This window comes from Nocardioides szechwanensis, from assembly GCF_900103935.1.
Taxonomy (GTDB): domain Bacteria; phylum Actinomycetota; class Actinomycetes; order Propionibacteriales; family Nocardioidaceae; genus Nocardioides; species Nocardioides szechwanensis.
The window spans coordinates 270809-295580 of record NZ_FNIC01000005.1 but is presented as its reverse complement, the minus strand read 5'-3'; the positions used below and the strand labels follow the sequence as shown (position 1 = coordinate 295580).

Genomic DNA, 24772 nt, shown 5'->3' with positions numbered 1-24772 from the left:
CTTCCGGGCCCCGGCATGCAACCGTGTGCGTCCTGACGGCGTATCCCTCCCGAAACCACCACAGACGGGAACAGTCGATGGACGAACGGGAGTTCGACGACTTCTACACGGCGTCGTTCACACGCGTCACGCACCAGGTCTACGCCATGATCGGCAACCGCGACGAGGCACAGGAGTGCGTCCAGGAGGCCTTCGTGCGGGCCTGGGCCCACCGGCGGCAGCTCGACCGGGCCCAGCACCCGGAGGCGTGGGTACGCACGACGGCCTACCGGCTCGCGGTGAGCAGGTGGCGCCGCGTCTCGCTGTCACGCCGCTCGCCGGACCGCGCTGTCGGCCTCGCTACCGAGGCGCCACCACCGAGCGAGTCGCACGTCGCCCTGGTGGCGGCGCTCCGGCAGCTGCCTGAGGCCCAGCGCCAGGCACTGGTCCTGCACCACATCGCCGACCTCCCCGTGCAGGCAGTGGCCCGCGAGGTCGGCGTACCCGAGGGCACGATCAAGGCCCGGCTCAGCCGCGGCCGTGCGGCGCTCGCCGCACTTCTCTCAGACGACCCCCACAGCGGACTCCAGGAGGGAGCGACCCATGCCTGACCCCATCGACGAGCTCGAGAACTTCAACCCGGGAGCTCCCATGAACCCCCTCTCCCCCTCCGAGGTACGCCGTCTCGGCGACCGCCACCGGCGCCGTCGTACGGCGGGCATCGCCCTCGCCGCGGCCGCCGCCGTCGCCGTCATCGCCACCGGCAGCGTCGTGCTCGCGGGCGGCGGTGAGCCGCAGGGCCTCGACCCGGCGCCGCCGAACCCTTCGGAGTCGACCGCGTCCGGCCCGCGCATCCCCGACAGCCTCGACATCACGGTCGACCTGTACGAGAACGAGAGCGGCGAGCCGGCCACCCAGCGGCACGGCGACGTCGGCCTCACGCTGGTCGACTTCTGCGGTGTCACGCCGTTCGCGGACGACGGGCGGGCCGACTCGGTCTCCGCCGCGACGTCCGGCCCGGAGTACTCCGACACGCGTGAGGTCGTCCTCTACGCCGACGAGCAGTCCGCCGGGCAGGCGCTCGAGCGACTGACGGCCGCGGCCCGTGACTGCCCCCGCCAGGAGTCGGGACCGGACAACGACACCCTCCACCGGGTGGAGTCCTGGGACGCCGGCGAGTCGGGGGTGCTGGTCGTGCGCACCTACACGAACAGTCTCGGCGCCGAGATCATGCGCTTCACCCGTGTCGGCGACGCCCTGCTGGCGTCCTCGACGTACGCCGAGTACGACCCGAGCAACACCGCCAGCGGAGAGGCCGACCAGGCCCGCAGGCTGAAGTCAGTGGTGGACCAGATGTGCGTCTTCACGGACGCGGGTTGCGCCACCACGACCGAGCCTCCGGCGTCCGAGCCGCCGGCGACCGAGCCACCGGCCGACACCGACGACATCCCGGCGGACTTCCCGCTGGCCGCCGGCTGGCCCGACCGTCACGAGCCGGACGATCGTTACGGGCTGACTGGCCCGGCTCCCGACGTGCCGGTGCTCGAGGCCCTCCAGGCCTGTGGCGCCGCGCTCCCGGCCGCAGCGTCGCTCGACCGGTTGGGCGCAGCCTGGGCCAACGTCGAGGACTACCGCTACCGGCTGCTGCTCACCTTCGAGGACGCCGACGGTGCGATCGACTACCAGCGACAGCTCGTCGACGCCTACCGGGCGTGCCCGAGGACCGAGGACGGCGAAAGCAACGCCTCGCTCAACGACGTACGACAGACGCGCGTGGGCGGTGAGTCCTGGGCGGTCGTGCGGACCTTCGAGTTCCTCGGCGCGCCGGCCATCGGCATGGAGGTCATCCACGTGGTCCGGCTCGGCCGCGCGCTGCTCGTCGACACCGCGGCCAACGAGGGCGGCGGTGGCCCCGACCCGGAGGCCCAGGCCACGGCCCAGATCGCCGAGCAGACCGCCGAGACCTCCGCGCCCCTCGCCGCCATGTGCGCCTTCACCGAAGCCGGCTGCTGAAACACGTTGACCCGCCCGAAACTCACCTCAATGCACGTTGACCCGCCCGAAAGTTTCGGGCGGGTCAACGTGGGGTGGTGCCTGGAGCTACATGCTCTGGAGGATGTCCCGCATCAGCTGGGCGGTCTCGGAGGGCGTCTTGCCGACCTTGACGCCGACAGCCTCGAGTGCGTCCTTCTTGGCCTGCGCCGTGCCGGACGAGCCGGACACGATCGCGCCGGCGTGGCCCATCGTCTTGCCCTCGGGGGCGGTGAAGCCCGCGACGTAGCCGACGACCGGCTTGGTGACGTGGTCCTTGATGTAGTCCGCCGCCCGCTCCTCGGCGTCGCCGCCGATCTCGCCGATCATCACGATCGCCTTGGTGTCGGGGTCGTTCTCGAACGCCTCGAGGGCGTCGATGTGGGTGGTCCCGACGATCGGGTCGCCGCCGATGCCGATGGCGGTCGAGAAGCCGTAGTCACGCAGCTCGAACATCATCTGGTAGGTCAGGGTGCCCGACTTGGACACCAGGCCGACCGGGCCGGAGCCGGAGATCGTGGCCGGCGTGATGCCGGCCAGCGCCTCGCCCGGCGTGATGATGCCCGGACAGTTGGGCCCGATCATCCGGGTGGACTTGCCGTCCAGGTAGGCGAAGACCTCGGCGGTGTCCTGCACGGGCACGCCCTCGGTGATGACCACGAGCAGACCGATGCCGGCGTCGATGGCCTCGATGCAGGCGTCCTTGGTGAAGGTCGGCGGCACGAACGCGACCGACACGTCGGCGCCGGTCTCGGCCATCGCCTCCTTGACGGAGCCGAACACGGGGAGCTCGACGTCGTTGCCGTCGGCGTCCTTGTGCGTGACCGTCGTACCGGCCTTGCGGGCGTTGACGCCACCGACGACCTGGGTGCCGCACTTGAGCATCAGGGCGGTGTGCTTGGTGCCCTCGCCGCCGGTGATGCCCTGGACGATGACCTTGGAGTCCTTGTTGAGGTAGATAGACATGTCTTCGTCCTTACGCGTTCGCGAGCTCGGCGGCCTTGTCGGCCGCTCCGTCCATCGTGTCGACCAGGGTCACCATCGGGTGGTTCGCCTCGTTGAGGATCCGGCGACCCTCCTCGACGTTGTTGCCGTCGAGCCGGACGACCAGCGGCTTGCTCTCCTCGTCACCGAGGATCTCCAGGGCGCCGACGATGCCGTTGGCCACGGCGTCGCACGACGTGATGCCGCCGAAGACGTTGACGAAGACGCTCTTGACCTGCGAGTCGCTGAGGATGACGTGGAGGCCGTCGGCCATCACCTGGGCGGACGCGCCGCCACCGATGTCGAGGAAGTTGGCGGGCTTGACGCCGCCGTGCTTCTCACCGGCGTAGGCCACGACGTCGAGGGTGCTCATCACGAGACCCGCGCCGTTGCCGATGATGCCTACGGAGCCGTCGAGCTTGACGTAGTTGAGGTTCTTCTCCTTGGCCATCGCCTCGAGCGGGTCGGCCTCGTCCTTGTCCTCGAACTGCGCGTGGTCCGGGTGACGGAACTCGGCATTCTCGTCGAGGGAGACCTTGCCGTCGAGCGCCTCGAGGATGTCGCCCTCGAGCCGGGCGAGCGGGTTGACCTCCACCAGGGTGGCGTCCTCCTCGACGAAGACCTTCCACAGGTTGAGCACCGTGGTGACGGCCTGCTCGACCAGGGCCTCGGGGAACCCGGCCTCGGCGACGATCTCGCGGGCCTTGGCCTCGTCGACACCGGTGCCCGGGTTGATCGGGATTTGCTTCACGGCGTCGGGGTTGGTCTTCGCGACCTCCTCGATCTCGACACCACCCTCGACGCTGGCGATGCAGAGGTACTGGCGGTTGGCGCGGTCGAGCAGGAAGGAGAAGTAGTACTCCTCCTCGATGCTCGCGGCCGGCGCGATCAGTACCCGGTGGACGGTGAGTCCCTTGATCTCCATGCCGAGGATCGCGGTGGCGTGCTCTTCGGCCTCGTCGGGCGTCTTGGCGAGCTTGACGCCGCCTGCCTTGCCACGACCGCCTGCCTTCACCTGCGCCTTGACGACGCACACGCCCAGCTTCTCGGCCGCTGCGCGGGCCTCGGCCGGCGTCGTCGCGACGATGCCCGGCGTCCCCGGTACGTCATGTTTGGCGAAGAGCTCCTTCGCCTGGAATTCCATCAGATCCACTGATCCACCGTGTCCTCAGATTTGAGCGGGCAGCCTTGAGCGGCCGCGCACCGTGTTTGGGGTATCCCGGGCACCTTAGTCGCGTCAGCCGGGTACGACGAGACCGGTCCGACGTGATGCAGGGCATATGACCAGCCAGTAACCACGCAGGCCGAACAGCATGCGGGCGGGTCGCTCAGGCGTGGTCGGCACCGAAGTGCTCGGCCACCCACCCGGTGATCTCGGTGGTCGCGGCCCCCGGCGTGAAGACCTTGGCGACGCCGAGGTCCTCGAGGACCGGGATGTCCTCCTCGGGGATGATCCCGCCGCCGAAGACGACGATGTCGGCCGCGTCGCGCTCCCGCAGCAGCTGGAGGAGCTTGGTGAAGAGGGTCATGTGAGCACCACTCAGCACGGAGAGCCCGATCAGGTCGGCGTCCTCCTGGATCGCGGTCTCCACGATCTGCTCAGGGGTCTGGTGCAGGCCGGTGTAGATGACCTCGTGCCCGGCGTCCCGCAGCGCCCGGGCGACGATCTTGGCCCCACGGTCGTGACCGTCCAGGCCGGGCTTGCCGACAACGATGCGGATCATGGGGCCAGAGTAGTCGCGGGCGTGACCCCGCCCACACCCAGTCGCCCTCTTCCTGCGTACGCCTGCGGGGACGCCGCGGGCTCGTCCACAATGGACCGGACCGGGATTTTCGGCCCCGTGACCGATCCGTTACAGTGCTGGCTCGCCGCGCGGAACCAGATGGACACCCGCGCGTTGAGCAGGGACAGCAGCCAAACCGACACACCGGAGCGACTATTCATGGGTAGCCACCGAGCGGATCGAAGCGGCCCGCGCCGCCGACCCTCGGAGACCCCGGTCGCGCCGTACGTCGGCCGCCGGATCGCCACCCCGCCCGCCTCCGCCGTCGTGGCCGAGGCCGCCGTCGTCGAGGTCTCCGCACCGGTTCCCACTCCGACGACTCTCATTCCTGCCACTCCTGCCGTCGCCTGCGCGACCGCTGCCGGCAAGCGCCGCGCGGTCAAGCACGCCGGTTCCCGCGGGTCGCTGTTCAAGAACCTGCCCTCAGCACCCGTGCTCGTCGGCGTGGCCACGCTCGCCATCGCGGTCACCGGCGCGATCACCTCCGCCCAGCCCGACCTGGCCGCCACCGGCGGCTCCTCGGTGCGCCAGGCCAGCGCGCTCAGCGGCGCCAGCGGCACCGGCAGCGTCAACCTGCGCGACCGCGGCGTCAACGTCAGCCGTGACTCACGCCGCGACGCCCTGGCCGACGTCTCCGACTCCGAGCTGGTCGCCGCCGCGGAGCAGCAGGCCCAGCAGCGCAACGCGGCCCTGGCGGAGTTCGCCAAGCTGGCCCAGGCGCAGGCCGACAAGATCGCCCTCAACGTCTGGGTGATGCCCCTCGACCCAGTGGTCCTCACGGCCCGTTACGGGGAGTACGGCTTGTGGGCCAGCTATCACACGGGCCTCGACTTCAACGGCAACACCGGCGACCCGATCATGGCGGTCGCCAACGGAGTGGTCTCGTCAGCCGGCTACGACGGCTCCTACGGAAACAAGACCGTGGTGACACTCGAGGACGGCACAGAGATCTGGTACGCCCACCAGACGAGCATCCTCGTCTCCGAGGGGGACGTGGTCCGGGCCGGTGAAGTCATCGGCACCGTGGGCGCCACCGGTAACGTGACCGGCTCGCACCTGCACCTGGAAGTGCGTCCCGGAGGCGGCGACCCGGTCGACCCCTACCAGGCCCTCGTGGTCCACGGCGCGACCTTCTGAGGCTCCGTCTAATCCTTGGGCCGCGGCCGGCTCAGAGCTTCTCGACCGGCGCGTAGCGCAGCAGCAGCCGCTTGACGCCCTCCGAGCCGAAGTCGATCGAGGCCACCGCCTTGTCGGCGGCACCCTCCAGCGCCACCACAGTGCCCATCCCGAACGAGTCGTGCAGCACCCGGTCGCCAGGCTCCAGCGAGGGGATCTCACGGGCCGGCTTGGCCTTGGCGGCGGCGTCGGCGCGGGCCGCGGCCGAGGAGAAGTTGCGGCGGCCGGCCGTCGTGGGCGAGCCCATGCGGGCGGGTGAGCCGCTGGCCAGGTCGGGGCGGTTCCACCGCGTCTGCGCGGCCTCGGTGCGGCGCCAGTCGACGAGGTCGACCGGCAGCTCGTCGAGGAAGCGCGACCCCGGGTTGTGCGACGGCGCGCCCCACGCGGAACGGACGACCGCGCGCGAGATGTAGAGACGCTCGCGGGCGCGGGTGACGCCGACGTAGGCGAGCCGGCGTTCTTCCTCGAGCTCGGGCTGGTCGCCCAGGGACCGCGCGTGCGGGAAGACGCCGTCCTCGAGCCCGGTCAGGAACACGATCGGGAACTCCAGGCCCTTGGCGGTGTGGAGCGTCATCAGCGTGACCACGCCCTGGTCGCTGTCGTCGTCGGGGATCTGGTCGGTGTCTGCGACCAGCGCCACCCGCTCCAGGAAGTCGCCGAGACCCGGGGCCACCAGGCCGGCGTCGACGTCGGCGGGGTCGGCCGAGGGCCCGGCGACGGGGTCGTCGGAGAACTCGCGGGCCACCGCGACCAGCTCGGCGAGGTTCTCCAGACGGGTGGCGTCCTGGGGATCGTCGGAGGCCTCGAGCTCGGCGAGGTAGCCGGAGCGGGCCAGCACCGACTCGAGGATGACGTCGGCGCGCTCGTCGGCCTCGACCATCGACTGCAGCTCCTCGACCATCGCCACGAAACCCTGGATCTGGGTCAGCGAACGGGTGGCGATGCCGGGCGCCTGGTCGGCGCGGCGCAGCGCCTCCCAGAACGTGAGCCGGTCGCGGTCGGCCAGCGCCTGCACGCACGCGACGGCCCGGTCGCCGATGCCGCGCTTGGGGGTGTTGAGGATGCGGCGCAGCGAGACCTGGTCGTCGGGGTTGTTGAGCATCCGCAGGTAGGCCAGCGCGTCGCGTACCTCCCGGCGTTCGTAGAAGCGCACCCCGCCGACCACCTTGTAGGGCTGGCCGGTGCGGATGAACACCTCCTCGAACACACGCGACTGGGCGTTGGTGCGGTAGAAGACCGCCACGTCGCCGGCCCGGCCGCCGCCGTCGACGAGGGTGTCGATCTCGTCGGAGACGAAGCGCGCCTCGTCGTGCTCGTCGTCGGCGACGTAGCCGATGATCCGCTCGCCGTCGCCGGCGTCGGACCACAGCCGCTTGGGCTTGCGGCCCTTGTTGTGGCCGATGACGGAGTTGGCGGCGGTGAGGATGGTCTGCGTGGAGCGGTAGTTCTGCTCGAGGAGGATCGAGGTGGCGTTGGGGAAGTCCTGCTCGAAGTCCATGATGTTGCGGATGTTGGCGCCGCGGAACGCGTAGATCGACTGGTCGGCGTCACCGACCACCATCAGCTCGGCGGGCTCGACCCGCTCCTCGCCCTCGATCAGCTCGGGGTTGTCGGCGCACAGCTGGTGGATCAGGGCGTACTGGGCGTGGTTGGTGTCCTGGTACTCGTCGACCAGGACGTGACGGAACCGCCGCCGGTAGGTCTCGCGCACCTCCGGGAAGGTCTGCAGCAGGTGGACCGTCATCATGATCAGGTCGTCGAAGTCGAGCGCGTTGGCCTCGCGCAGCCGCCGCTGGTAGCTGGTGTAGGCCGCGGCGTACTGCTCCTCGACGTGGTTGCGGACGTCCTTGGCGACGTCGTCGGGGTCGCGCAGCTCGTTCTTGTGGTTGGAGACCCAGTGGAGGACCGGGCCGGGCTGGAACTTCTTGGCGTCGAGGTCGAGGTCCTTGATGACCAGCCCCATCAGGCGCTTCTGGTCGGCGGCGTCGTAGATGGAGAAGTTGGACTTGTAGCCCAGCTTGTCGATCTCCTTGCGCAGGATGCGCACGCACGCGGAGTGGAACGTGCTCACCCACATGATCCGGGCCCGCTTGCCGACCAGCTCCTCGACCCGCTCCTTCATCTCGCCGGCGGCCTTGTTGGTGAACGTGATCGCCAGGATGGAGCCGGGGTGGGCCTTGCGCTCCTGGATGATCCACGCGATCCGGCGGGTCAGCACGCGCGTCTTGCCCGACCCCGCCCCCGCCACCACGAGCAGCGGGGTGCCGGCGTGGACGACCGCCGCCCGCTGCGGCTCGTTGAGCCCCTCGAGCAGCTCGTCGGCCGTCGGCCCGCGCCGCGTCGTACGCGGCTCGTCCCCGCTCGGCCGGTCCATGCCGGGGAACGCGAACTGGGCTGCGGGTGACGGCGTACTCATGCTGACCCCAACCCTACGTGCGGCCTCCCCCGGTGGCGGTGGCACATGTACGTCGCGCAGCTCAGGCGTGCGCGGAGCTCCAGAGGACGGCGACGGCGACGTTGGCGACGGAGAGGAGGATCAGGCCGACCCAGAGACCTTGGGGGATCCGCTCCTTGCGCAGGTTGGCCATGACCAGCACGAGGAGGATCAGGCCGATGGTGAGCTTGACGCCGATCTTGGCGTGGTTGACGTCGTGGTCGCCGGCCTCGAGCACGCCGACCAGCGCCAGGCCGGCGACGAAGGCGGTGCCGACACCGTCGCGCATGGCGCCGTTGACCGTCTTCTCCGGGAGCCCGGCCTGGACGACGAGGCCACCGAAGAGAGCAGCGAAGCCCAGGAGGTGGATGATCAGCAGGACGAGTCGCACGGTCTCCATGACCGCAGACTAGTGACCCTGGGCCGGGCTCCGGGCGACGGCTACTTCTTGCGCTTGCGCGGTGCCGGCCGTACGACGAGCACCGGGCACGGTGCGGAGTGCTGAACGCGCTGCGCGGTACTGCCCAGGAGCACCGTGTCGCTGAGGCCACGGCTGCCCGCGGCGACGACCACCAGGCCGGCGTCCGCCTGCTTGGCCGCCTTGATGATCTCGCTGGCCGGCGAGCCGCTGCGGATCCTGACCTGCACCTTCGGGCCCCACCCGTCGAAGACCGCGGCCACGGCCTTCGTGGCGCTGTCGGCGGCGTCGCGGAAGTGCAACGAGTCGAAGTCCGCAGACGTGGCCTTCGCCGGCGACAGGTCGTCGGCGAACGCGACGGCGGCGTAGGGCCGGATCACCGCGACCACGGAGATCGTGGTGATCTTGGCGGGGTCGGCGAACGACTTGAGGTGCTTGGCGGCCGCCAGGGACTGGCGGGACCCGTCGGTGGCGACGATGACGTGCATGTCAGATCTCCTTCGGGACGGTGCTGGTCGCGACGGCGTTGCCGCCAGGACTGTTGCGCGAGCCGAAGAAGTGCTCGGCAAGGAAGAGCACGAGCCCCACCGCGAGCAGCGCCGCGCAGTAGACGAGCGAGCCCGGGTCGTCGTAGATCACATAGGTGAGCACGATCAGGTTGCCGAGGATGCCCAGCACCAGCAGCCACAACGGGGCAATGAAGGTGTCCTCGTCCTCGTCCTGTCCCCGGAGCTTGAGCGCAGAGACGATCACGAGCGCGTAGATGAACAGGGTGAAGACGACGGTGACCGTCGCCAGGCGGGCGATGTCGGCGCCCGACATCAGGAGCCCGATCACCACCACGGCCGAGAAGAGCAGCGCCACCCAGGGGCTGCGGCGGGCGGAGTGGATCCTGGCGAAGACACCGGGAACCACGTCCTCGCGGGCCATGCCGTAGAGGATCCGGGACTGGGTCACGACGGAGACCAGGGTCGTGTTGGTGATGGCGATCATCGCAATGATCGAGAAGAGGATGACCATGAAGCCCACCGGCGGCGGGATGATGCCTTCCTTGACGACCTCGAGCAGTGCCGGCTTGTCGTTCGCGCCGGCGTCCTGAAGCCCCGACAGCGGGACGGTCAGGGCGGCGGCGATCGCCACCAGGACGTAGATGACGCCCGCGGCGACCATGCCGCCGATGAGCGCACGCGGGAACGTCTTCGCGGGGTCGACGGTCTCCTCGGCCACGTTGGCGGCGTTCTCGAAGCCCGTCATGGCGAAGAACGCGAGCGCCACACCGGAGATCACGCCGAGAACCGGGCTGCTCTCGGTCTCGAACTCGACCAGGATCCCGAAGTCGGCGTTGCCCTGCAGGACGTACCAGACGCCGATGATCATCACGATGATCAGGCCAGCGACCTCGACGAACGTCATCAGCATGTTGATCACGACCGACTCGGTGATCCCGATGAAGTTGACGATCGAGAGGAGCACGATGAACGCGATCGTCAGCAGCAGTGCAGGCGGCAGGTCCCACACCTCGTTGAAGTACGACGCGAAGCCGGTGGCCAGCGAGCCCGAGGCGGCGAAGCTGGCCGAGAGCATGCAGACCGTGATCAGGAAGGTCAACGGCCGGTTGTCGAACGCCTTGTTGACGTACAGCGCCGCGCCGGCGGCCTGGGGGTACTTGGTGACGAGCTCGGCGTAGGCCAGGCCGGTGATGGTGGCGACGGTGATGCCGACCGCGAACGCGACCCAGAAGGCGCCGCCCACCGCCAGCGCAACGGCCCCGATCAGGACGTAGATCCCGGAGCCCAGGACATCGCCCAGGACGTAGAAGAAGAGGAGACGTCCAGTGATGGACCTGCGAAGCCCGCCGTCGCCTTCGGCGTCTCTGGTTGCGGGCGTGTCGAGGTCGGTCACGGGGCCTCCTCAGGCTCGGGCGGACGTGTTGCCCGGATACCCCTTCGCCCGGCCAGCAAACAACCGGTATCAATGCCGTGTCAGAGGAGCCTGCGGTCGTTGGCCCAGCGGGTGAGCTCGTGGCGCGAGGAGAGCTGCAGCTTGCGCAGCACCGAGGACATGTGGGTCTCGACGGTCTTGATCGAGATGAACAGCTCCTTGGCCACCTCCTTGTAGGCGTAGCCGCGCGCGATCAGGCGCATCACCTCGCGCTCGCGCTCGGTGAGCCGGTCGAGGTCCTCGTCGACCGCCGCGACGTCGATGGAGCCGGCGAACGCGTCCAGCACGAAGCCCGCCAGCCGCGGCGAGAAGACGGCGTCGCCGCCGGCGACCCGCCCGATCGCCGACACCAGCTCGGGGCCGGTGATGGTCTTGGTGACGTAGCCGCGGGCACCGCCGCGGATCGTGCCGATCACGTCCTCGGCCGCGTCGCTCACCGACAACGCGAGGAACTTCGGCGACCCCGACGCCGACGCCGGCGACAACGACAGCTTCCGCATCACCTCGACGCCACCACCGCCGGGCAGGTGCACGTCCAGGAGCACGACGTCGGGCTGGTGGGCGATGACGGCCGCGATCGCCTCGTCGACGTCGGCGGCCTCGGCGAGCACCTCGATCACCCCGGCGCCCACGGATGCGAGCTCGGCCCGCACCCCGCTGCGGAACATCGCGTGGTCGTCGACGATCACGACTCGCACGGGTCGGGGGTTGGGGTCAGCCATCGGTGTCTTCCTCCTGTGTGAGGTGCGGCAGGTGCAGCCGTACGTCGGTGCCTTCGGGGCTCGAGCTGATGTCGGCGGAGCCGCCGTGGCGCTGCATCCGGTCGATGATGCTGTGGCGCACGCCGTAGCGGTCGTCCGGAAGGTCGCTCGGGTCGAAGCCGCGGCCCCGGTCGCGCACGAACACGTCGACGCCCACGGGGGTCACCTCGGCGTAGACGTCGACCCGCGGGGTGCCGGCGTGCTTGGCCGCGTTGGTGAGCGCCTCGCGCGCCGCGGCCACGACCGGCCGGAGCCCTTCGCTCATCGCGCAGTCGCCGACGTTGACCACGTCGACGGAGATGCCGTGCGCGTCCTCGACCTCGGCTGCCGCCCCGCGCAGGGCGCTGGCCAGGCTGCGCTCGTCGGTGGACTCGCCGGCGTAGAGCCAGGCCCGCAGGTCGCGCTCCTGGGCCCGGGCCAGGCGGGCGACGGTCGCGGCGTCGCCGGGGTTCTTCTGGATCAGCGCCAGCGTCTGGAGCACCGAGTCGTGCAGGTGCGCGGCCACGTCGGCGCGCTCCTGGGTGCGGATCCGCTCGGAGCGCTCGTCGGTCAGCTCGGTGGCGAGCCGGAAGACCCACGGACCCACCACGAGAAGCAGCCCGACGACTCCGAGGCCACCGGCGATCAGCGCCCCGCGGGCCTGCTGCAGCGACCCGTTGTCGAAACCGAAGACGAAGATCGCCGAGAGCAGCAGCGCGACGCCGATGCCCACGCGGGAGTACGACGCCCAGCCACCGGAGCCGAAGACGACCCGCACGGGGTCGATCCGACCCGTGGTGTCGACCCAGCGCTCGCGCTGGACCTCGTCGGCCTGGCGCCACAGCAGCGCGACCCCGACCAGACCGATCGCCAGCGGCCAGATCATGGCGCTGCGGCCGAAGACACCCTGGAGCAGGAAGATCGCACCGACGGCCAGCGCGGCCAGCGCGATCACCGGCCCGACGTCGGTCAGCCGGCGGATCCGGCTCGGGCGCCGCCCGCCGCGGGTGGCGCTCTCGAGACCGGGAGCCGCCGGCGTGAAGCGCGGCTCGGCGGGCAGGAACAGCCACAGGCCGGCGTACATCGCGATGCCCAGGCCGCCGAGGACCGCGCTCACGACGAACGCCACCCGCACCCACAGGGTCGGCAGGCCCAGGTGCCGGGCCAGGCCACCGGCCACGCCGCCGATGATCGGCTCGTGGGTGTCGCGGAAGGCGCGGCGGACCTCGGGGTGGTGCGCGGGGCGGGCCGGCGCGGGAGCAGTGCTCATGTCCTGTCAATCGTCCCACGCGGCGCGTCCCCACCCCATGAGGACGAACCCCGGCTCTACCCTGACGCCGAAGTCCCTGGACCGAGGCAGGATCAGGGTGGTCCCCGATGGTGGACGGCGACCGGACGGAGCAGGCTGGAGCCATGACCAGGACACCGCCCGAAGCACCCTCAGGACCGCCCGCCGACGACGGCAGCCAGCACGGCGGCCACCACGACGGGCCGCACGACGCGCCGTACCACGGGGGCCCGCGGGTCTCCCAGGACGAGGTCCGCAACCTCGGCCGGATCCGGCGCTCCGCCTACGACCGCAAGGTCGCGGGCGTCGCGGGAGGTCTCGCACGCCACTTCGACATCGACCCGATCATCCTGCGGGTCGCGTTCGTCGTGCTCAGCTTCTTCGGCGGTGCCGGTCTGATCGTCTACGGCGCCTGCTGGATCCTCGTGCCCGACGAGCGCACCGAGGACGCCACCATCCGGCTCGACGAGCGCAGCCGCACCGTCGCCCTCTCCATCGTGGGCCTGATCGCGGCGCTGGCGCTGATCGGCGACTCGTTCGGCGGCTGGGGCTTCCCGTGGCCGCTGGCGATCATCGGCCTGGTGGTCCTGGCCGTGATGGCCGGCCGCGGCGACCGCACCCCGGCCGGGCCCCGCCCGACCTACGCTCCCCCGCCCTACGGTCAGCCGCCCTACGGCCAGCCGGGTGCTCCGGCCCCGCAGTACGGCGCCACCGCGCCCTGCCCGCAGGCCCCCTACGTGCCGCCGTACGTCCCCCCGATCCGCCCGCGCAACCCGCGCCGCCGTGGCCCGATCCTCTTCTGGTTCACGCTCGCACTGATCGCGCTGGGGCTCGGTGTCCTCGGGACCGTCGACCTGGCCGGCACCTCGATCCCGGACTCTGCCTACCCGGCACTGGCGCTCGGCATCACCGGCGTGATGCTGCTGGTCGGCGCGTTCTTCGGCCGCGCCGGTGGGCTGATCGCCCTCGGGGTGGTCGCCGCCCTCGCGACCGCCGGCGCCACGGCGGCCGGCGAGGTCGACGGCGGGCAGATCGGGCACACCCCGCAGACGGCGATCGCCGTCGATGACCGCTACCACGTCACCGCCGGCGAGATCGTGCTCGACCTGACCCAGGTCGAGGACCTCGAGGAGCTCGACGGTCGCACGATCGAGCTGGACGCGACGTTCGGTCGGATCGACGTCATCGTCCCGCAGGGACTGGACGTCGACGTCGATGCCGTCGTCGACGCCGCAGGTCACACCGCCCTGTTCGGGGACGACGTCGACGGGTCCGACTCCTACTTCTACGACGGTGGCCCGGACGCGCCGCTGCTCAGGCTGGAAGCCGAGGTCACCTTCGGCGAGATCGAGGTCGACCTGACCGGAAGGAACAACTGATGAGCGAGCCGAGCACCACCACCACCACCGCCAAGACGCCGGGGTTCGTCGGGTCCGGACGCCACCCGGTCAACATCGGCCACCTCGTCATGGGCATCGCGTTCACCGGTCTCGCGCTGGTGTGGCTGCTGCACCAGGGCGACGTGACCGACAACGAGTCGCTGCGCTGGCTGATGCCGGTGCCCTGGGTCCTCGCCGGCGCCGTCGGCCTGATCGCCACCGCCATCACCAGCCAGCGCCGGCACGCCACCCGGCAGACCGGGTGGGTCGACCGCACCGACGAGGGCTGACTCCCGGGGGTCTGGGCGAGGATGGTCCCGTGGACCTCCCCAGCGTGGGCACCCTCGAGGCGTTGCCCGCCCTCGCCCACCCCGACCTCGTCGCGGGACCGGTGGCGGCCGCCCTGGTCGCCTGGCCGCACGCGGCGGCCGTCGCCGTGACCCCCATCGACCCCGACCTCGCCGACACCGCCGCCTTCGGCGAGGCGTACGACGTACCCGCGGAGGCCAGCGCCAACTGCGTCGTCGTGGCCGGCCGCCGTGACGGCGAGGAGCGGATCGCCGCCTGCGTCGTGCGCGCCGACACCCGGGCCGACGTCAACGGCGTGGTCCGGCGGCTGCTGGGCGTGCGCAAGTGCTCGTTCCTGTCGATGGAGCGCGCGGTCGCGGAGTCCGGGATGGAGTACGGCGGGATCACGCCGGTCGGCCTGCCGGAGACGTGGCGGCTGTTCGTGGATGCCCGGGTCACGCGGATCGACCTCGCGGTCGTCGGGTCCGGACTGCGCCGCTCCAAGCTGGTGCTGCCGGGCGCCCTGCTCGGCGAGCTGCCGGGCGCCGAGACCGTGACTGATCTCGCGCGCTGACCGGACGAAAACGGTTCGCGAGACCCTGGCCGGGTCCGTAACGTAGAACGGTGCGCCACCTCCCCCTCGACCATCCCGGTACCGCGGACCACCGGTCCCCCGGTCGCTTCCTGTGGTGGATGGCGCGCGGGCAGTGGAAGACCCTGCTCGGGGGCATGTTCTTCGGCATCGTCTGGATGAGCTCGCAGGCGGTGATGCCGGCCGTGATCGGCCGCGCCATCGACCGCGGGGTCGCCGACAAGGACGGCGAGGCGCTGCTCGCCTTCGCCGGGCTGATGCTGCTGATCGGACTGGTGCAGGCGTCGAGCGGGATCGTCCGGCACCGCTTCGCGGTGACCAACTGGCTCGTCACCGCCTACCGGACCGTGCAGCTGGTCGCGCACCACACCGTCGAGCTCGGCGGCACCCTCTCCCGCAAGGTGTCCACCGGCGAGGTGGTGGCCATCGGCACCAGCGACATCTCGCACCTCGGCATGGTCATGGACGTCTCCGCCCGGTTCGCGGGCGCGGTCGTGTCGTTCCTGCTGGTAGCGGTGATCCTGCTGCAGACCTCGGTCACACTCGGCGTGGTCGTGCTGGTCGGGGTGCCGTTCCTGATGCTGCTGGTCGGCCCGTTGCTCTCCCCGCTCCAGCGGCGCAGCGCCCGGCAGCGTGAGCTCATGGGCGAGCTGTCCAACACCGCGACCGACATCGTCGGAGGCCTGCGCGTGCTGCGCGGCATCGGCGGCGAGCAGGTCTTCCACGAGCGCTACCGGCGCGAGAGCCAGACCACCCGGCGCGCCGGCGTCGAGGTCGCCAAGCTCCAGTCGGTGCTCGAGGCGCTCCAGGTCTTCCTGCCCGGGGTCTTCGTGGTCGTCATCGTCTGGCTGGGAGCGCGCTACGCCGTCGCCGGCAAGATCACGCCCGGTGAGCTGGTGGCGTTCTACGGCTACTCGGCGTTCCTGATGATCCCGCTGCGCACGGCGACCGAGTACGCCAACAAGCTGATCCGCGGCCGGGTCTCCGCGCGCCGCGTGTGCCGGGTGCTCGCGCTCACCCCGGACGTCGTCGACCCGGTCGACCCCGCCCCGGAGCCCCCGCCCCTGTCCGAGCTCCACGACCAGCGGAGCGGGCTGCGGGTCCGCCCCGGCCTGGTCACCGCGATCGTCAGCGAGCAGCCCGACGACTCCGCCGCGCTCGCCGACCGGCTGGGGCTGTGCGCCGCCGAGGTCGACGACGAGGTCACCCTGGGCGGCACCCCGCTCGCGCGGCTCCCGCGTGACGTCGTACGCCGCCGGGTCCTGGTCTCCGACACCGGCACCGCCCTGTTCGCCGGCCGGCTGGCCGACCGTCTCGACGTGACCGGACGCGCCCGCGCCGACGGCCTGCTCGACCGGGCGCTCTTCACGGCCTCGTCCGACGACATCCTCGAGGCGCTGCCCGAGGGCCTGGACACGACCGTGACAGAGCGCGGCCGCAGCTTCTCCGGCGGCCAGCGCCAGCGGCTGGTGCTCGCGCGGGTGCTCACCGTCGACCCGGAGATCCTGGTCCTGGTGGAGCCGACGTCGGCCGTCGACGCGCACACCGAGGCCCGGATCGCCTCTCGGCTGCGCGACCACCGCGCCGGCCGCACCACGGTGGTGACCACGAGCAGCCCGCTGATGCTGGCCGCGGTCGACGAGGTCGCGTTCCTGGTCGACGGCGTGGTCCGCGCGAACGGCCCCCACGCCGAGCTGCTGCGGACCAACGCCGCCTACCGCGCCGTGGTGACCCGCGAGACCGAGATGGTCGTCGTACCCGGCGGTGCCCGATGAGCACCACGCTGCCGATCGCCGGCCCGGGAGCGATGCGCTCCTACGTCCGGACCCTGGTACGCCGCCACCCGCGGCTGGTCTGGGGTGCACTCGCCCTGCACGTGTGCGCCGCGCTCGCCGCCCTGGCCGCGCCGCGACTGCTCGGCGGCCTGGTCGAGGCCGTCGAGACCGGCACCACGCTCGGCCACGTCGACGAGGTCATCGCACTGCTGGCCGGCGCCCTCGTGCTGCAGACGGTGCTCACCCGCTACGCCCGCTACGTCAGCCAGGTGCTCGGTGAGCAGGTGCTGGCCGAGCTGCGCGAGGACTTCGTCGGCAACGCGCTGGCGCTGCCGGTCGGCGTGGTGGAGTCGGCCGGGTCCGGGGACCTGCTGACCCGCACCAGCCGCGACGTGGAGCAGCTCGGCTGGTCGGTGCGCTGGGCGCTGCCCGAGTGGACGATCGCGGTCATCACGGCTGTCCTGACGTTCGCCGCCGCGGTGAGCGTCGGCTGGTGGGTGGCCCTGCCGTGCGTGCTGGGCGTGCCGCCGCTGGTGATCGGGCTGCGCTGGTACCTCGCCCGCGCCAAGGACGGCTACCTGCGCGAGAGCGCGTCGTACTCCACCATCAACGCCACGCTGACCGAGACCGTCGAGGGCGCCCGCACCGTCGAGACGCTCGGCCTCGGGCGCGAACGGATCGACACGATCGACGGCGACATCGCGGAGTCCTACGCGGCCGAGCGCTACACGCTGTTCCTGCGCACGGTGTTCTTCCCCGCGATGGAGATCAGCTACCTGATCCCGACGGTGGCGACCCTGCTGTTCGGCGGCTACCTCTACACGCAGGGCCAGGTGTCACTCGGCGACGTCACGGCGGCCACGCTCTACGTGCAGATGCTGATCGACCCCGTCGACCGGATCGTCTCGATCCTCGACGAGCTCCAGATGGGTGCGGCCTCGCTGTCGCGGCTGCTCGGGGTCGCGCAGGTGCCCGACGACCGGCAGGTGTCGGGCGAGACCCCCGACGGCGAGCAGCTGGCCGCCGCCGACGTGCGCTTCTCGTACGTCGAGGGGCGCGACGTGCTGCACGGCATCGACCTCCAGGTCGGGGTCGGTGAGCGGATCGCCATGGTCGGTCCGTCCGGGGCCGGCAAGTCGACGCTCGGCCGGCTGCTCGCGGGCATCCACCCGCCGCGCACCGGCTCGGTCACCGTCGGTGGCGTGGGCCTGGTGGAGCTGCCCCTCGACGACCTGCGCGGCCACGTGGCGCTGGTGACCCAGGAGCACCACGTGTTCGTCGGGACGCTGCGCGAGAACCTCGCCCTCGCGGCACCGCCGGGCGCGACCGACGACGACATCCGGGAGTCGCTCGACGCCGTCGACGCGCTCGACTGGGTCGACTCGCTCCCCGACGGCCTGGAGACCGTGATCGGGTCCGGAGGGCGCGCGGTCACCGCGGCCCAGGCCCAGCAGATCGCGCTGGCCCGGCTGGTGCTGGCCGACCCGCACACCCTGGTGCTCGACGAGGCGACCTCGCTGATCGACCCGCGCGCGGCCCGCCACCTCGAGCGGTCGCTCGCGGCCGTGCTCGAGGGCCGCACCGTGATCGCGATCGCGCACCGGCTCTTCTCCGCCCACGACGCCGACCGGGTGGCGGTCGTCGAGGACGGCGTCATCTCCGAGCTGGGCTCCCACGACGAGCTGGTCGCGGCCGGCGGCTCCTACGCCGCGCTGTGGGACAGCTGGAACGGCCGCGGCTGACACAGGCCGAGTCGCCCAGGGTTCGGCGCCAAGCCGAACTCTTGGTAATTTCGCAGGACCATGACCTCCCCCAGCGCGCCGCGGAAGCCAGGCTTCCGAGACGACATCCAGGGGATGCGCGCGATCGCGGTGATCACCGTCATCGCGGCCCACGCGGGACTGCCGTTCCTGCCCGGTGGCTACGTCGGCGTGGACGTCTTCTTCGTCATCTCCGGCTTCCTGATCACCCAGCTGCTCGTCACCGAGGCCGCCCGGACCGGGCGCCTGTCGCTGCCGACGTTCTACGCCCGCCGGGCCCGGCGGATCCTGCCCGCCGCCAGTGTCGTGCTCGTCCTGACGGTGATCGCTTCGCTGATCTGGATGAGCGTGCTCGAGGCGATCGACCTGGCCAAGGACGCGCTGTGGTCGGCGGTCTTCGCCGCCAACATCCGCTTCGCCCACCAGGGCGTCGACTACTTCGCCAACGAGGCGGCACCCTCCCCCGTCCAGCACTACTGGTCCCTCGCCGTGGAGGAGCAGTTCTACCTGGTGTGGCCGCTGCTGGTCGGTCTCTGCTTCTGGTGGGCCGCCGAGCGGCACGGACGACGGGCCGGTGCCCTGCACGCGCTGCTGGTCCTGGTCGCCGCCATCGCCACCGCCAGCCTCGTGTGGTCGATGCTGCGCACCGACACCGCGCCGCAGTCGGCCTACTTCTCGACCCTGACCCGCGCCTGGGAGCTCGCGGTCGGCGCGGGCGTCGCGATCGTCGTACACAGCGGGCGCACGCTCCGCGGTCGGGTGACCAACGAGGTCGTGGCCTGGGGCGGCCTGGCCGCGATCGCCGGCGCCTGCGTCGCCTTCGACGCCGGCCTCGCCTTCCCGGGCTACGCGGCGCTGCTGCCCGTGCTCGGCACCGCGGCGGTCCTCTACTCCGGGGCCCGCCAGAACTCCCGCACCACGTGGGCCGCACGCATGTTGTCGCTGGCCCCGATGCGGGCGGTCGGGGACTGGTCCTACTCGCTCTACCTCTGGCACTGGCCGCTGTTGGTGATCCCGGTGGCCGCCCTGGGCCGGGACCTGCGCACGGTCGAGGTGCTGCTGATGGTGGCGCTGACCTTCGAGCTCGGCTACTTCACCCACCGCTTCGTCGAGACCCCGTTCCGGACCAAGCGTGCCTGGTCACGTCCGCGCCGGACCCTGGTGCTCTACCCGGTCTTCCTCGCGCTCGTGGGCTCCACCGCCGGAGCCGGCTGGGCGTGGTCGGACTACCGGGTCAGCGAGCACGGCGACAACCCGGCGATCTCGACGGCGCAGTTCGGGATCGCCGAGCAGGGGGCCGAGGACCTGGTGCGGGCCTCGGTGCTGGCCGCCCAGGCCGACCTGCCGGTGCCCAGCGACCTGACGCCCGACCTGCTGGACCTGCTCGACGACCTGCCCGACGTCGGCGACTGTCTCTACGAGGGCGGGGCCGACTGGGAGCTGTGCCCCCGCGGCGACGACGACGGCACCAAGACGCTGGTCGTGGTCGGCGACTCCCACGCCCGCGCCTGGGTCCCGGCGTTCGACGTGATCGCGGAGCGCGCGGGCTACCGCGCCTTCTACCTCGTCAAGGCCCAGTGCACCGCCGCGTTCGTCTCGCCCTCAGAGGTGTTCACCGGCGAGCCCTGGCCCGAGTGCGACGACTTCCACGACTGGACCCGCGAGCAGATCGAGGCCCTCGACCCTGACCTGCTGGTCGTCTCCTCGGCCGCACCGATCACCGGGCTGACCGACGGCGACGGCCGTCGGCTGCGCAGCCTCGACGACATCTCCGCGGCCCTCCGCGTCGGGCTCGCCGACATGCTCGAGACCTACCAGCCCCTGGCCGACCGCCTGGTCATGCTCTCCGACGTGCCGCGGCTCGCCGTCGACCCGGCCGTGTGCCTCTCGACCTTCGGGGTCGGCCTGGCCGACTGCACCCTCGCGCCCGACGTGACCGGCACCCAGATGCGTGAGCTGGCGACCGGGGTCGCCACGCAGGTCGGCGTCGAGGAGATCGACCCGGCTGCGTGGCTGTGCGCCGACGGGCTCTGCCCGACGGTCGTGGGGTCGACGATCGCCTACCGCGACCGCGGGCACATCAGCGCCACCCGGGCCGCCGAGCTGGCCGAGCCGCTCGGTGAGGCCCTCGGGATCTGGAGCCCCGAGGAACCGTCAGAGCCCTGAGATCCGGACTCCGGAGTGGGCCTTGTAGCGCTTGTTGATCGAGATCAGTACGGCGGTCAGCGGCTCGAGCTGGCGGGCCAGGCGCAGCGCGCCGGCGTCGATCCCGTCGCGGCTGGTCACGCACCGGGCCAGCTCGATCGCCACGGCCTTGGCCTCCGCGGAGTCACCGCAGACGAGGACGTCCTCGTCGTCGAGGTAGTCGTGGTCTCCCCAGAGGGTGACGGCCGAGACGTGGTGGAAGGCACCCACGACGGTCGAGGCCGGGGCCAGCCGCTGGGCCGACTCGGCCGCTGAGCCCTCGCCCGCGTCGATGACGCGGCCGTGCGGGCCCTGCTTGTCGAAGGCGAGCGGGTTGACGCAGGAGATGACGACCTTGCCGTCCAGCGGCAACGTGGCGACCAGGTCGTCGTGACCGTCGTACGGCACCGCGAGGAGGACCACGTCGGCGTCGGCGCAGGCATCGGCGTTGGCCGCGCCCGTGACCTCGCCCGCGCCCTCCGCGCCGGCGAGCCGCTGGGTGACCTCCTCGGCGACGGGGACGGCCTTCTCGGCCGCCCGCGAGCCCAGGACCACCGAGTGGCCGTGCCGGGCGAAGCGGTAGCCCAGGCCCTTGCCCTGGGGTCCGGTGCCACCGATCACGGCAATGCGGTAGGTCGTCACGCTGGGCTCCTCAGGTCGGTCTGGCAGGTGGTTCGGCACTATCTCACCCGACCGCGTGGCGCCCGTGACGAGGGCCACCTGCTGGATACGTTGCACCGAAGAGGCTCGAGGCGGCCGGGACGCGGCGGAGGGCGGATGGCGACTGGGAAGCGCGGCGACATCCAGGGACTGCGCGCCGTCGCCGTGCTCACGGTGGTGGCGGCGCATGCCGGGGTCCCGTTCCTCGCCGGCGGCTTCGTCGGTGTCGACGTCTTCTTCGTCATCTCCGGCTTCCTGATCTCCCGGCTGCTGTTCCGCGAGGTCGCCGGCTCCGGGCGGGTGTCGCTCACGTCGTTCTGGACGCGCCGGGCCCGGCGGATCCTCCCAGCCGCGACCCTGGTCACGGTCGTCACGGTCGTGGTCTCGCTGCTGTGGACGAGCCTGATCGACGCGCGCCAGGTGGTCGAGGACGCCGTCTGGTCGACGCTCTTCGCCGCCAACGTCCACTTCGCCGAGCAGGACACGTCCTACTTCTCGACCGGCACCTCGCCGCTCCAGCACTACTGGTCACTGGCCGTCGAGGAACAGTTCTACGTCGTGTGGCCGGTGCTGCTGCTGGTCTGCGTCGGAGTGACACGGCTGGTCGTCGGGCCGCGCCCGGGGCAGCCGCGGCTGCCCCGACGGGCGGTCCTCTGGATGCTCCTCGTCGTCACCGGCGGCTCGTTCGCCTGGTCCCTGTGGCTGGGTGCGACGCAGCCGGGCTCGGCGTACTTCTCGACGCCGATGCGCGCCTGGGAGCTCGGCGCCGGCGCCCTGACGGCACTGGTGGCCGCCGCCGTGACCCGGCTGCTGACCCGGCGTGCCCTCACGCTGCTGGCCGCCGCGGGCCTGGCGATGGTCGGCCTGTCCTGCCTGCTGCTCGACCCGGGTACGTCGCTCCCGGGCTACGCCGTGCCTCCCGTGCTCGGCTCCGTGCTGGTGCTGCTGGCCGGCTCCGGGCGGCACGAAGCGGCGACGATGGTCCTGCTCGACAACGCGCCGATGCGGGTCCTCGGCGACTGGTCCTACTCGATCTACCTGTGGCACTGGCCGGCGCTGGTGCTCGGCGAGCGGGTGCTGGCGCGTGAGCTGCGGGCGTGGGAGACCGCGCTCGTCGTGGCGGCGGTGCTCGTCGTCTCGGGCCTGACCTTCCGCTTCGTCGAGACGCCGTTCCGCACCGGGCGTCCCGCTCCGGGTGCGCGGCTCCCGCGCAGCCTGGTGCTCTACCCCGCGAGCGTCACCCTCGTGGCCGCGACCTGTCTCGTGGGCTGGCACTGGACCGAGGTCCGCGGCGGCGAGCGCGGCGACAACCCGGCGATCACCGTCGCCGCCGCGGTGGCCGGCCCGGTCACGCTCACGCCGGACGACGCGGCGGTCGCCCTGGTGGAGGCGTCGGTGGACGCCGCGCGTGCCGGGGTCGCCGTACCCAGCGACCTCACGCCCGACCTGCTGGAGCTGCGCGAGAGCGTCGCCGACGTCGGCGAGTGCGCCTACGCCGACGACGTGCGGACGCTCTGCCCGCGCGGGTCCGGGGCCGCCGGGCGCACGCTCGTCGTGATCGGCGACTCCCACGCCCGGGCCTGGATCCCGGCGTTCGACCGGATCATCGCCGACGCCGGCTGGCGTGCCTTCTACCTCGTCAAGCCCCAGTGCGGCGCCGCCCACGTGCTGGTCGCCCCGGTCCACGAGGACCGCCCGTTCACCGAGTGCCGGGACTTCCAGGACTGGGTGGTGTCGCAGGTCGGCGACCTGCACCCCGACCTCGTCGTGGTCTCCTCCGCGGCGCCGGCCAACGGCGTCTACGACGGCTCCGAGCGCCGGGAGTCGGTGCCGGACGTCTCCGCGCTGCTCAGCACCGGCTACGCCGACCTGTTCGCGACGCTCCAGCAGGACGCCGGCCGCGTGGTCCTGCTGCGCGACGTACCGACGTCGCCGCGTGACCCGGGCACCTGCCTGTCCCGGGGCGAGCCCGACCTGGGCGACTGCCTCTTCAGCCCGGTCGAGCGCTCCGAGACGCTGGCGCAGGTCGCGGTCGACTCGGCCCTGGCGTCCGGAGCCGAGGTCGTCGACCCGACCCCGTGGCTCTGCGACGACGGCGACTGCCCGGTCGTGGTCGGCGGCACCCTGACCTACCGCGACAGCGAGCACCTCACGACGGAGTACGCCGCGGCGCTGGCCGGGCCGCTCGGCGACGCGCTGGGCGTGACCTCCTCGACCAGATCACACGCCCGGGCCTTGCCATCTTGACAGTGAACTTGTCACAGTTGACCCGCTCCGCCCGCTCCGCCCGCTCTTCCCGCTCCGACCCGAGGGATCCCCCATGAAGCTGTCCATGCCGCTCGTCTACGCCGGCAACCCGCGCGAGTCCGCCGACCAGGTGGTCGCCCTGGAGAAGGCAGGCCTGGACACCATCTGGGTGGCCGAGCCCTACGGCTTCGACGCCCCCACGCTGATGGGCTACCTCGCCGCCAAGACCGAGACCGTCGAGATCGGTGCCGGCATCCTCAACGTCTACTCCCGCACCCCCGGCGCCCTGCTCCAGACCGCCGCCGGCCTCGACAACGTCTCCGGTGGCCGCGCGGTCATCGGCCTGGGCGCCTCCGGCCCCCAGGTGATCGAGGGCTTCCACGGCCTGCCCTACGACAAGCCGCTCGGCCGCACCCGCGAGGTCATCGAGATCATCCGGATGGGCCTGCGCCGTGAGCCGCTGGTCAGTGACGGCATCTTCAAGCTCCCACTGCCGGCCGACCAGGGCCTCGGGCTCGGCAAGCCGCTCAAGCTGCTCAACAAGCCCGAGCGCCCCGTCGTACCTCTCTGGGTCGCCGCCCTCGGCGACAAGAACGTGACGATGACCGCCGAGGTGGCCGACGGCTGGCTGCCCTTCCTCTTCCACCCCGAGAAGGCCAAGGACGTGTGGGGAGACGCCCTCGCCGCCGGCACAGCCAAGCGCTCGGCCGACCTCGGGCCTCTCGAGATCAGCGCCGGCGGCATGGTCGCGATCGGCGAGGACGTCAAGGGGATGCTCGACTTCATGCGCCCGATGTATGCGCTGTACGTCGGCGGCATGGGCGCGCGCGGCAAGAACTTCTACAACGAGCTCGCCTGCCAGTACGGCTACGAGAAGGAGGCCAAGCAGATCCAGGACCTCTACCTCGACGGCAACAAGCGCGACGCCGAGGCCCTGGTGCCTCTCGAGTGGCTCGAGGCGGGCAACCTGGTCGGCCCCGCGTCGTACGTCCAGGAGCGGATCGCCGCCTTCCGCGAGGCCGGGGTCACCAACCTGTCCCTCGTCCCCGCCTCCGACGACCCCGCGGGCACCATCGCCCAGGTCAAGGAGTGGGTGTCCTGACGGTCGGACC

At 71.6% G+C, this 24772-nt stretch carries 21 protein-coding genes; 11 read left to right on the top strand and 10 right to left on the bottom strand.

What is annotated here, in order from left to right; translation table 11 throughout:
- Positions 1-77: 77 nt before the first annotated feature.
- Both BLR90_RS14075 and BLR90_RS14070 read left to right on the top strand, forming a co-directional pair.
- Positions 78-590, top strand: a complete 513-nt coding sequence (locus BLR90_RS14075) for an RNA polymerase sigma factor (RefSeq protein ID WP_091025844.1) — start codon at positions 78-80, stop codon at positions 588-590.
- Positions 583-1992, top strand: a complete 1410-nt coding sequence (locus BLR90_RS14070) for a hypothetical protein (RefSeq protein ID WP_091025843.1) — start codon at positions 583-585, stop codon at positions 1990-1992. The genes BLR90_RS14075 and BLR90_RS14070 overlap by 8 nt, the downstream gene beginning before the upstream one ends.
- An 87-nt stretch (positions 1993-2079) precedes the next feature.
- Here the strand turns inward: BLR90_RS14070 and sucD are convergent, their stop codons facing one another.
- The 3 genes from sucD to BLR90_RS14055 all read right to left on the bottom strand — a co-directional run bounded on the left by sucD (position 2080) and on the right by BLR90_RS14055 (position 4718).
- Positions 2080-2976, bottom strand: coding sequence for a succinate--CoA ligase subunit alpha (gene sucD / locus BLR90_RS14065; protein WP_091025842.1), 897 nt, complete (start codon positions 2974-2976; stop codon positions 2080-2082).
- A gap of 10 nt (positions 2977-2986) precedes the next feature.
- Positions 2987-4147 carry an ADP-forming succinate--CoA ligase subunit beta gene (gene sucC / locus BLR90_RS14060; RefSeq protein ID WP_091025841.1) on the bottom strand — a complete coding sequence of 387 codons (1161 nt, stop codon included), beginning with the start codon at positions 4145-4147 and terminating at the stop codon, positions 2987-2989.
- A gap of 175 nt (positions 4148-4322) precedes the next feature.
- The gene (locus BLR90_RS14055; protein WP_091025840.1) at positions 4323-4718 is read right to left on the bottom strand and encodes a cobalamin B12-binding domain-containing protein; all 396 of its coding nucleotides are present in this window, start codon (positions 4716-4718) and stop codon (positions 4323-4325) included.
- 219 nt (positions 4719-4937) lie between these two features.
- Here BLR90_RS14055 and BLR90_RS14050 point away from each other — a divergent pair, with 219 nt between their 5' ends.
- Positions 4938-5915, top strand: coding sequence for a M23 family metallopeptidase (locus BLR90_RS14050; protein WP_170254393.1), 978 nt, complete (start codon positions 4938-4940; stop codon positions 5913-5915).
- A 31-nt stretch (positions 5916-5946) separates the two neighbouring features.
- On the opposite strand, the gene pcrA is transcribed toward BLR90_RS14050, so the two are convergent.
- The 6 genes from pcrA to BLR90_RS14020 form a co-directional block, all read right to left on the bottom strand.
- Positions 5947-8370: a DNA helicase PcrA gene (gene pcrA, locus BLR90_RS14045; protein WP_371863184.1), complete on the bottom strand. Its 2424-nt coding sequence runs from the start codon at positions 8368-8370 to the stop codon at positions 5947-5949.
- 61 nt (positions 8371-8431) lie between these two features.
- Positions 8432-8788 (bottom strand): hypothetical protein, encoded by a 357-nt coding sequence (locus tag BLR90_RS14040; protein WP_091025837.1) that lies wholly within the window; start codon positions 8786-8788, stop codon positions 8432-8434.
- A gap of 41 nt (positions 8789-8829) precedes the next feature.
- The gene (locus BLR90_RS14035; RefSeq protein ID WP_091025836.1) at positions 8830-9294 is read right to left on the bottom strand and encodes a universal stress protein; all 465 of its coding nucleotides are present in this window, start codon (positions 9292-9294) and stop codon (positions 8830-8832) included.
- A gap of 1 nt (position 9295) precedes the next feature.
- Positions 9296-10708: an APC family permease gene (locus tag BLR90_RS14030; protein ID WP_091025835.1), complete on the bottom strand. Its 1413-nt coding sequence runs from the start codon at positions 10706-10708 to the stop codon at positions 9296-9298.
- 80 nt (positions 10709-10788) lie between these two features.
- Complete coding sequence (locus tag BLR90_RS14025) at positions 10789-11469, bottom strand: LuxR C-terminal-related transcriptional regulator (protein ID WP_091025834.1); 681 nt, start codon at positions 11467-11469, stop codon at positions 10789-10791.
- The gene (locus BLR90_RS14020) at positions 11462-12757 is read right to left on the bottom strand and encodes a PspC domain-containing protein (RefSeq protein WP_091025833.1); all 1296 of its coding nucleotides are present in this window, start codon (positions 12755-12757) and stop codon (positions 11462-11464) included. The genes BLR90_RS14025 and BLR90_RS14020 overlap by 8 nt, the downstream gene beginning before the upstream one ends.
- Positions 12758-12900: 143 nt before the next feature.
- On the opposite strand from BLR90_RS14020, the gene BLR90_RS14015 reads away from it, so the two are divergent.
- The 6 genes from BLR90_RS14015 to BLR90_RS13990 are packed head-to-tail and all read left to right on the top strand — an operon-like array spanning position 12901 to position 20735.
- Complete coding sequence (locus BLR90_RS14015; RefSeq protein ID WP_170254392.1) at positions 12901-14154, top strand: PspC domain-containing protein; 1254 nt, start codon at positions 12901-12903, stop codon at positions 14152-14154.
- Complete coding sequence (locus BLR90_RS14010; RefSeq protein WP_091025831.1) at positions 14154-14444, top strand: hypothetical protein; 291 nt, start codon at positions 14154-14156, stop codon at positions 14442-14444. The genes BLR90_RS14015 and BLR90_RS14010 overlap by 1 nt, the downstream gene beginning before the upstream one ends.
- 29 nt (positions 14445-14473) lie before the next feature.
- Entirely contained in the window at positions 14474-15016 is a 543-nt protein-coding gene (locus BLR90_RS14005; RefSeq protein WP_174812392.1) for a YbaK/EbsC family protein, read from the top strand.
- A gap of 50 nt (positions 15017-15066) precedes the next feature.
- Entirely contained in the window at positions 15067-16809 is a 1743-nt protein-coding gene (locus tag BLR90_RS14000) for an ABC transporter transmembrane domain-containing protein (RefSeq protein ID WP_245715322.1), read from the top strand.
- Positions 16806-18551: an ABC transporter ATP-binding protein gene (locus BLR90_RS13995; RefSeq protein ID WP_091025830.1), complete on the top strand. Its 1746-nt coding sequence runs from the start codon at positions 16806-16808 to the stop codon at positions 18549-18551. The genes BLR90_RS14000 and BLR90_RS13995 overlap by 4 nt, the downstream gene beginning before the upstream one ends.
- A gap of 60 nt (positions 18552-18611) precedes the next feature.
- Positions 18612-20735, top strand: coding sequence for an acyltransferase family protein (locus BLR90_RS13990; RefSeq protein WP_091025829.1), 2124 nt, complete (start codon positions 18612-18614; stop codon positions 20733-20735).
- On the opposite strand, the gene npdG is transcribed toward BLR90_RS13990, so the two are convergent.
- The gene (gene npdG, locus BLR90_RS13985) at positions 20724-21395 is read right to left on the bottom strand and encodes an NADPH-dependent F420 reductase (RefSeq protein ID WP_091025828.1); all 672 of its coding nucleotides are present in this window, start codon (positions 21393-21395) and stop codon (positions 20724-20726) included. The genes BLR90_RS13990 and npdG overlap by 12 nt on opposite strands.
- Positions 21396-21530: 135 nt before the next feature.
- Here npdG and BLR90_RS13980 point away from each other — a divergent pair, with 135 nt between their 5' ends.
- Positions 21531-23660 (top strand): acyltransferase family protein, encoded by a 2130-nt coding sequence (locus BLR90_RS13980; protein ID WP_091025827.1) that lies wholly within the window; start codon positions 21531-21533, stop codon positions 23658-23660.
- Positions 23661-23733: 73 nt separating this feature from the next.
- Positions 23734-24762, top strand: coding sequence for an LLM class F420-dependent oxidoreductase (locus BLR90_RS13975; RefSeq protein ID WP_091025826.1), 1029 nt, complete (start codon positions 23734-23736; stop codon positions 24760-24762).
- Positions 24763-24772 lie beyond the last annotated feature (10 nt).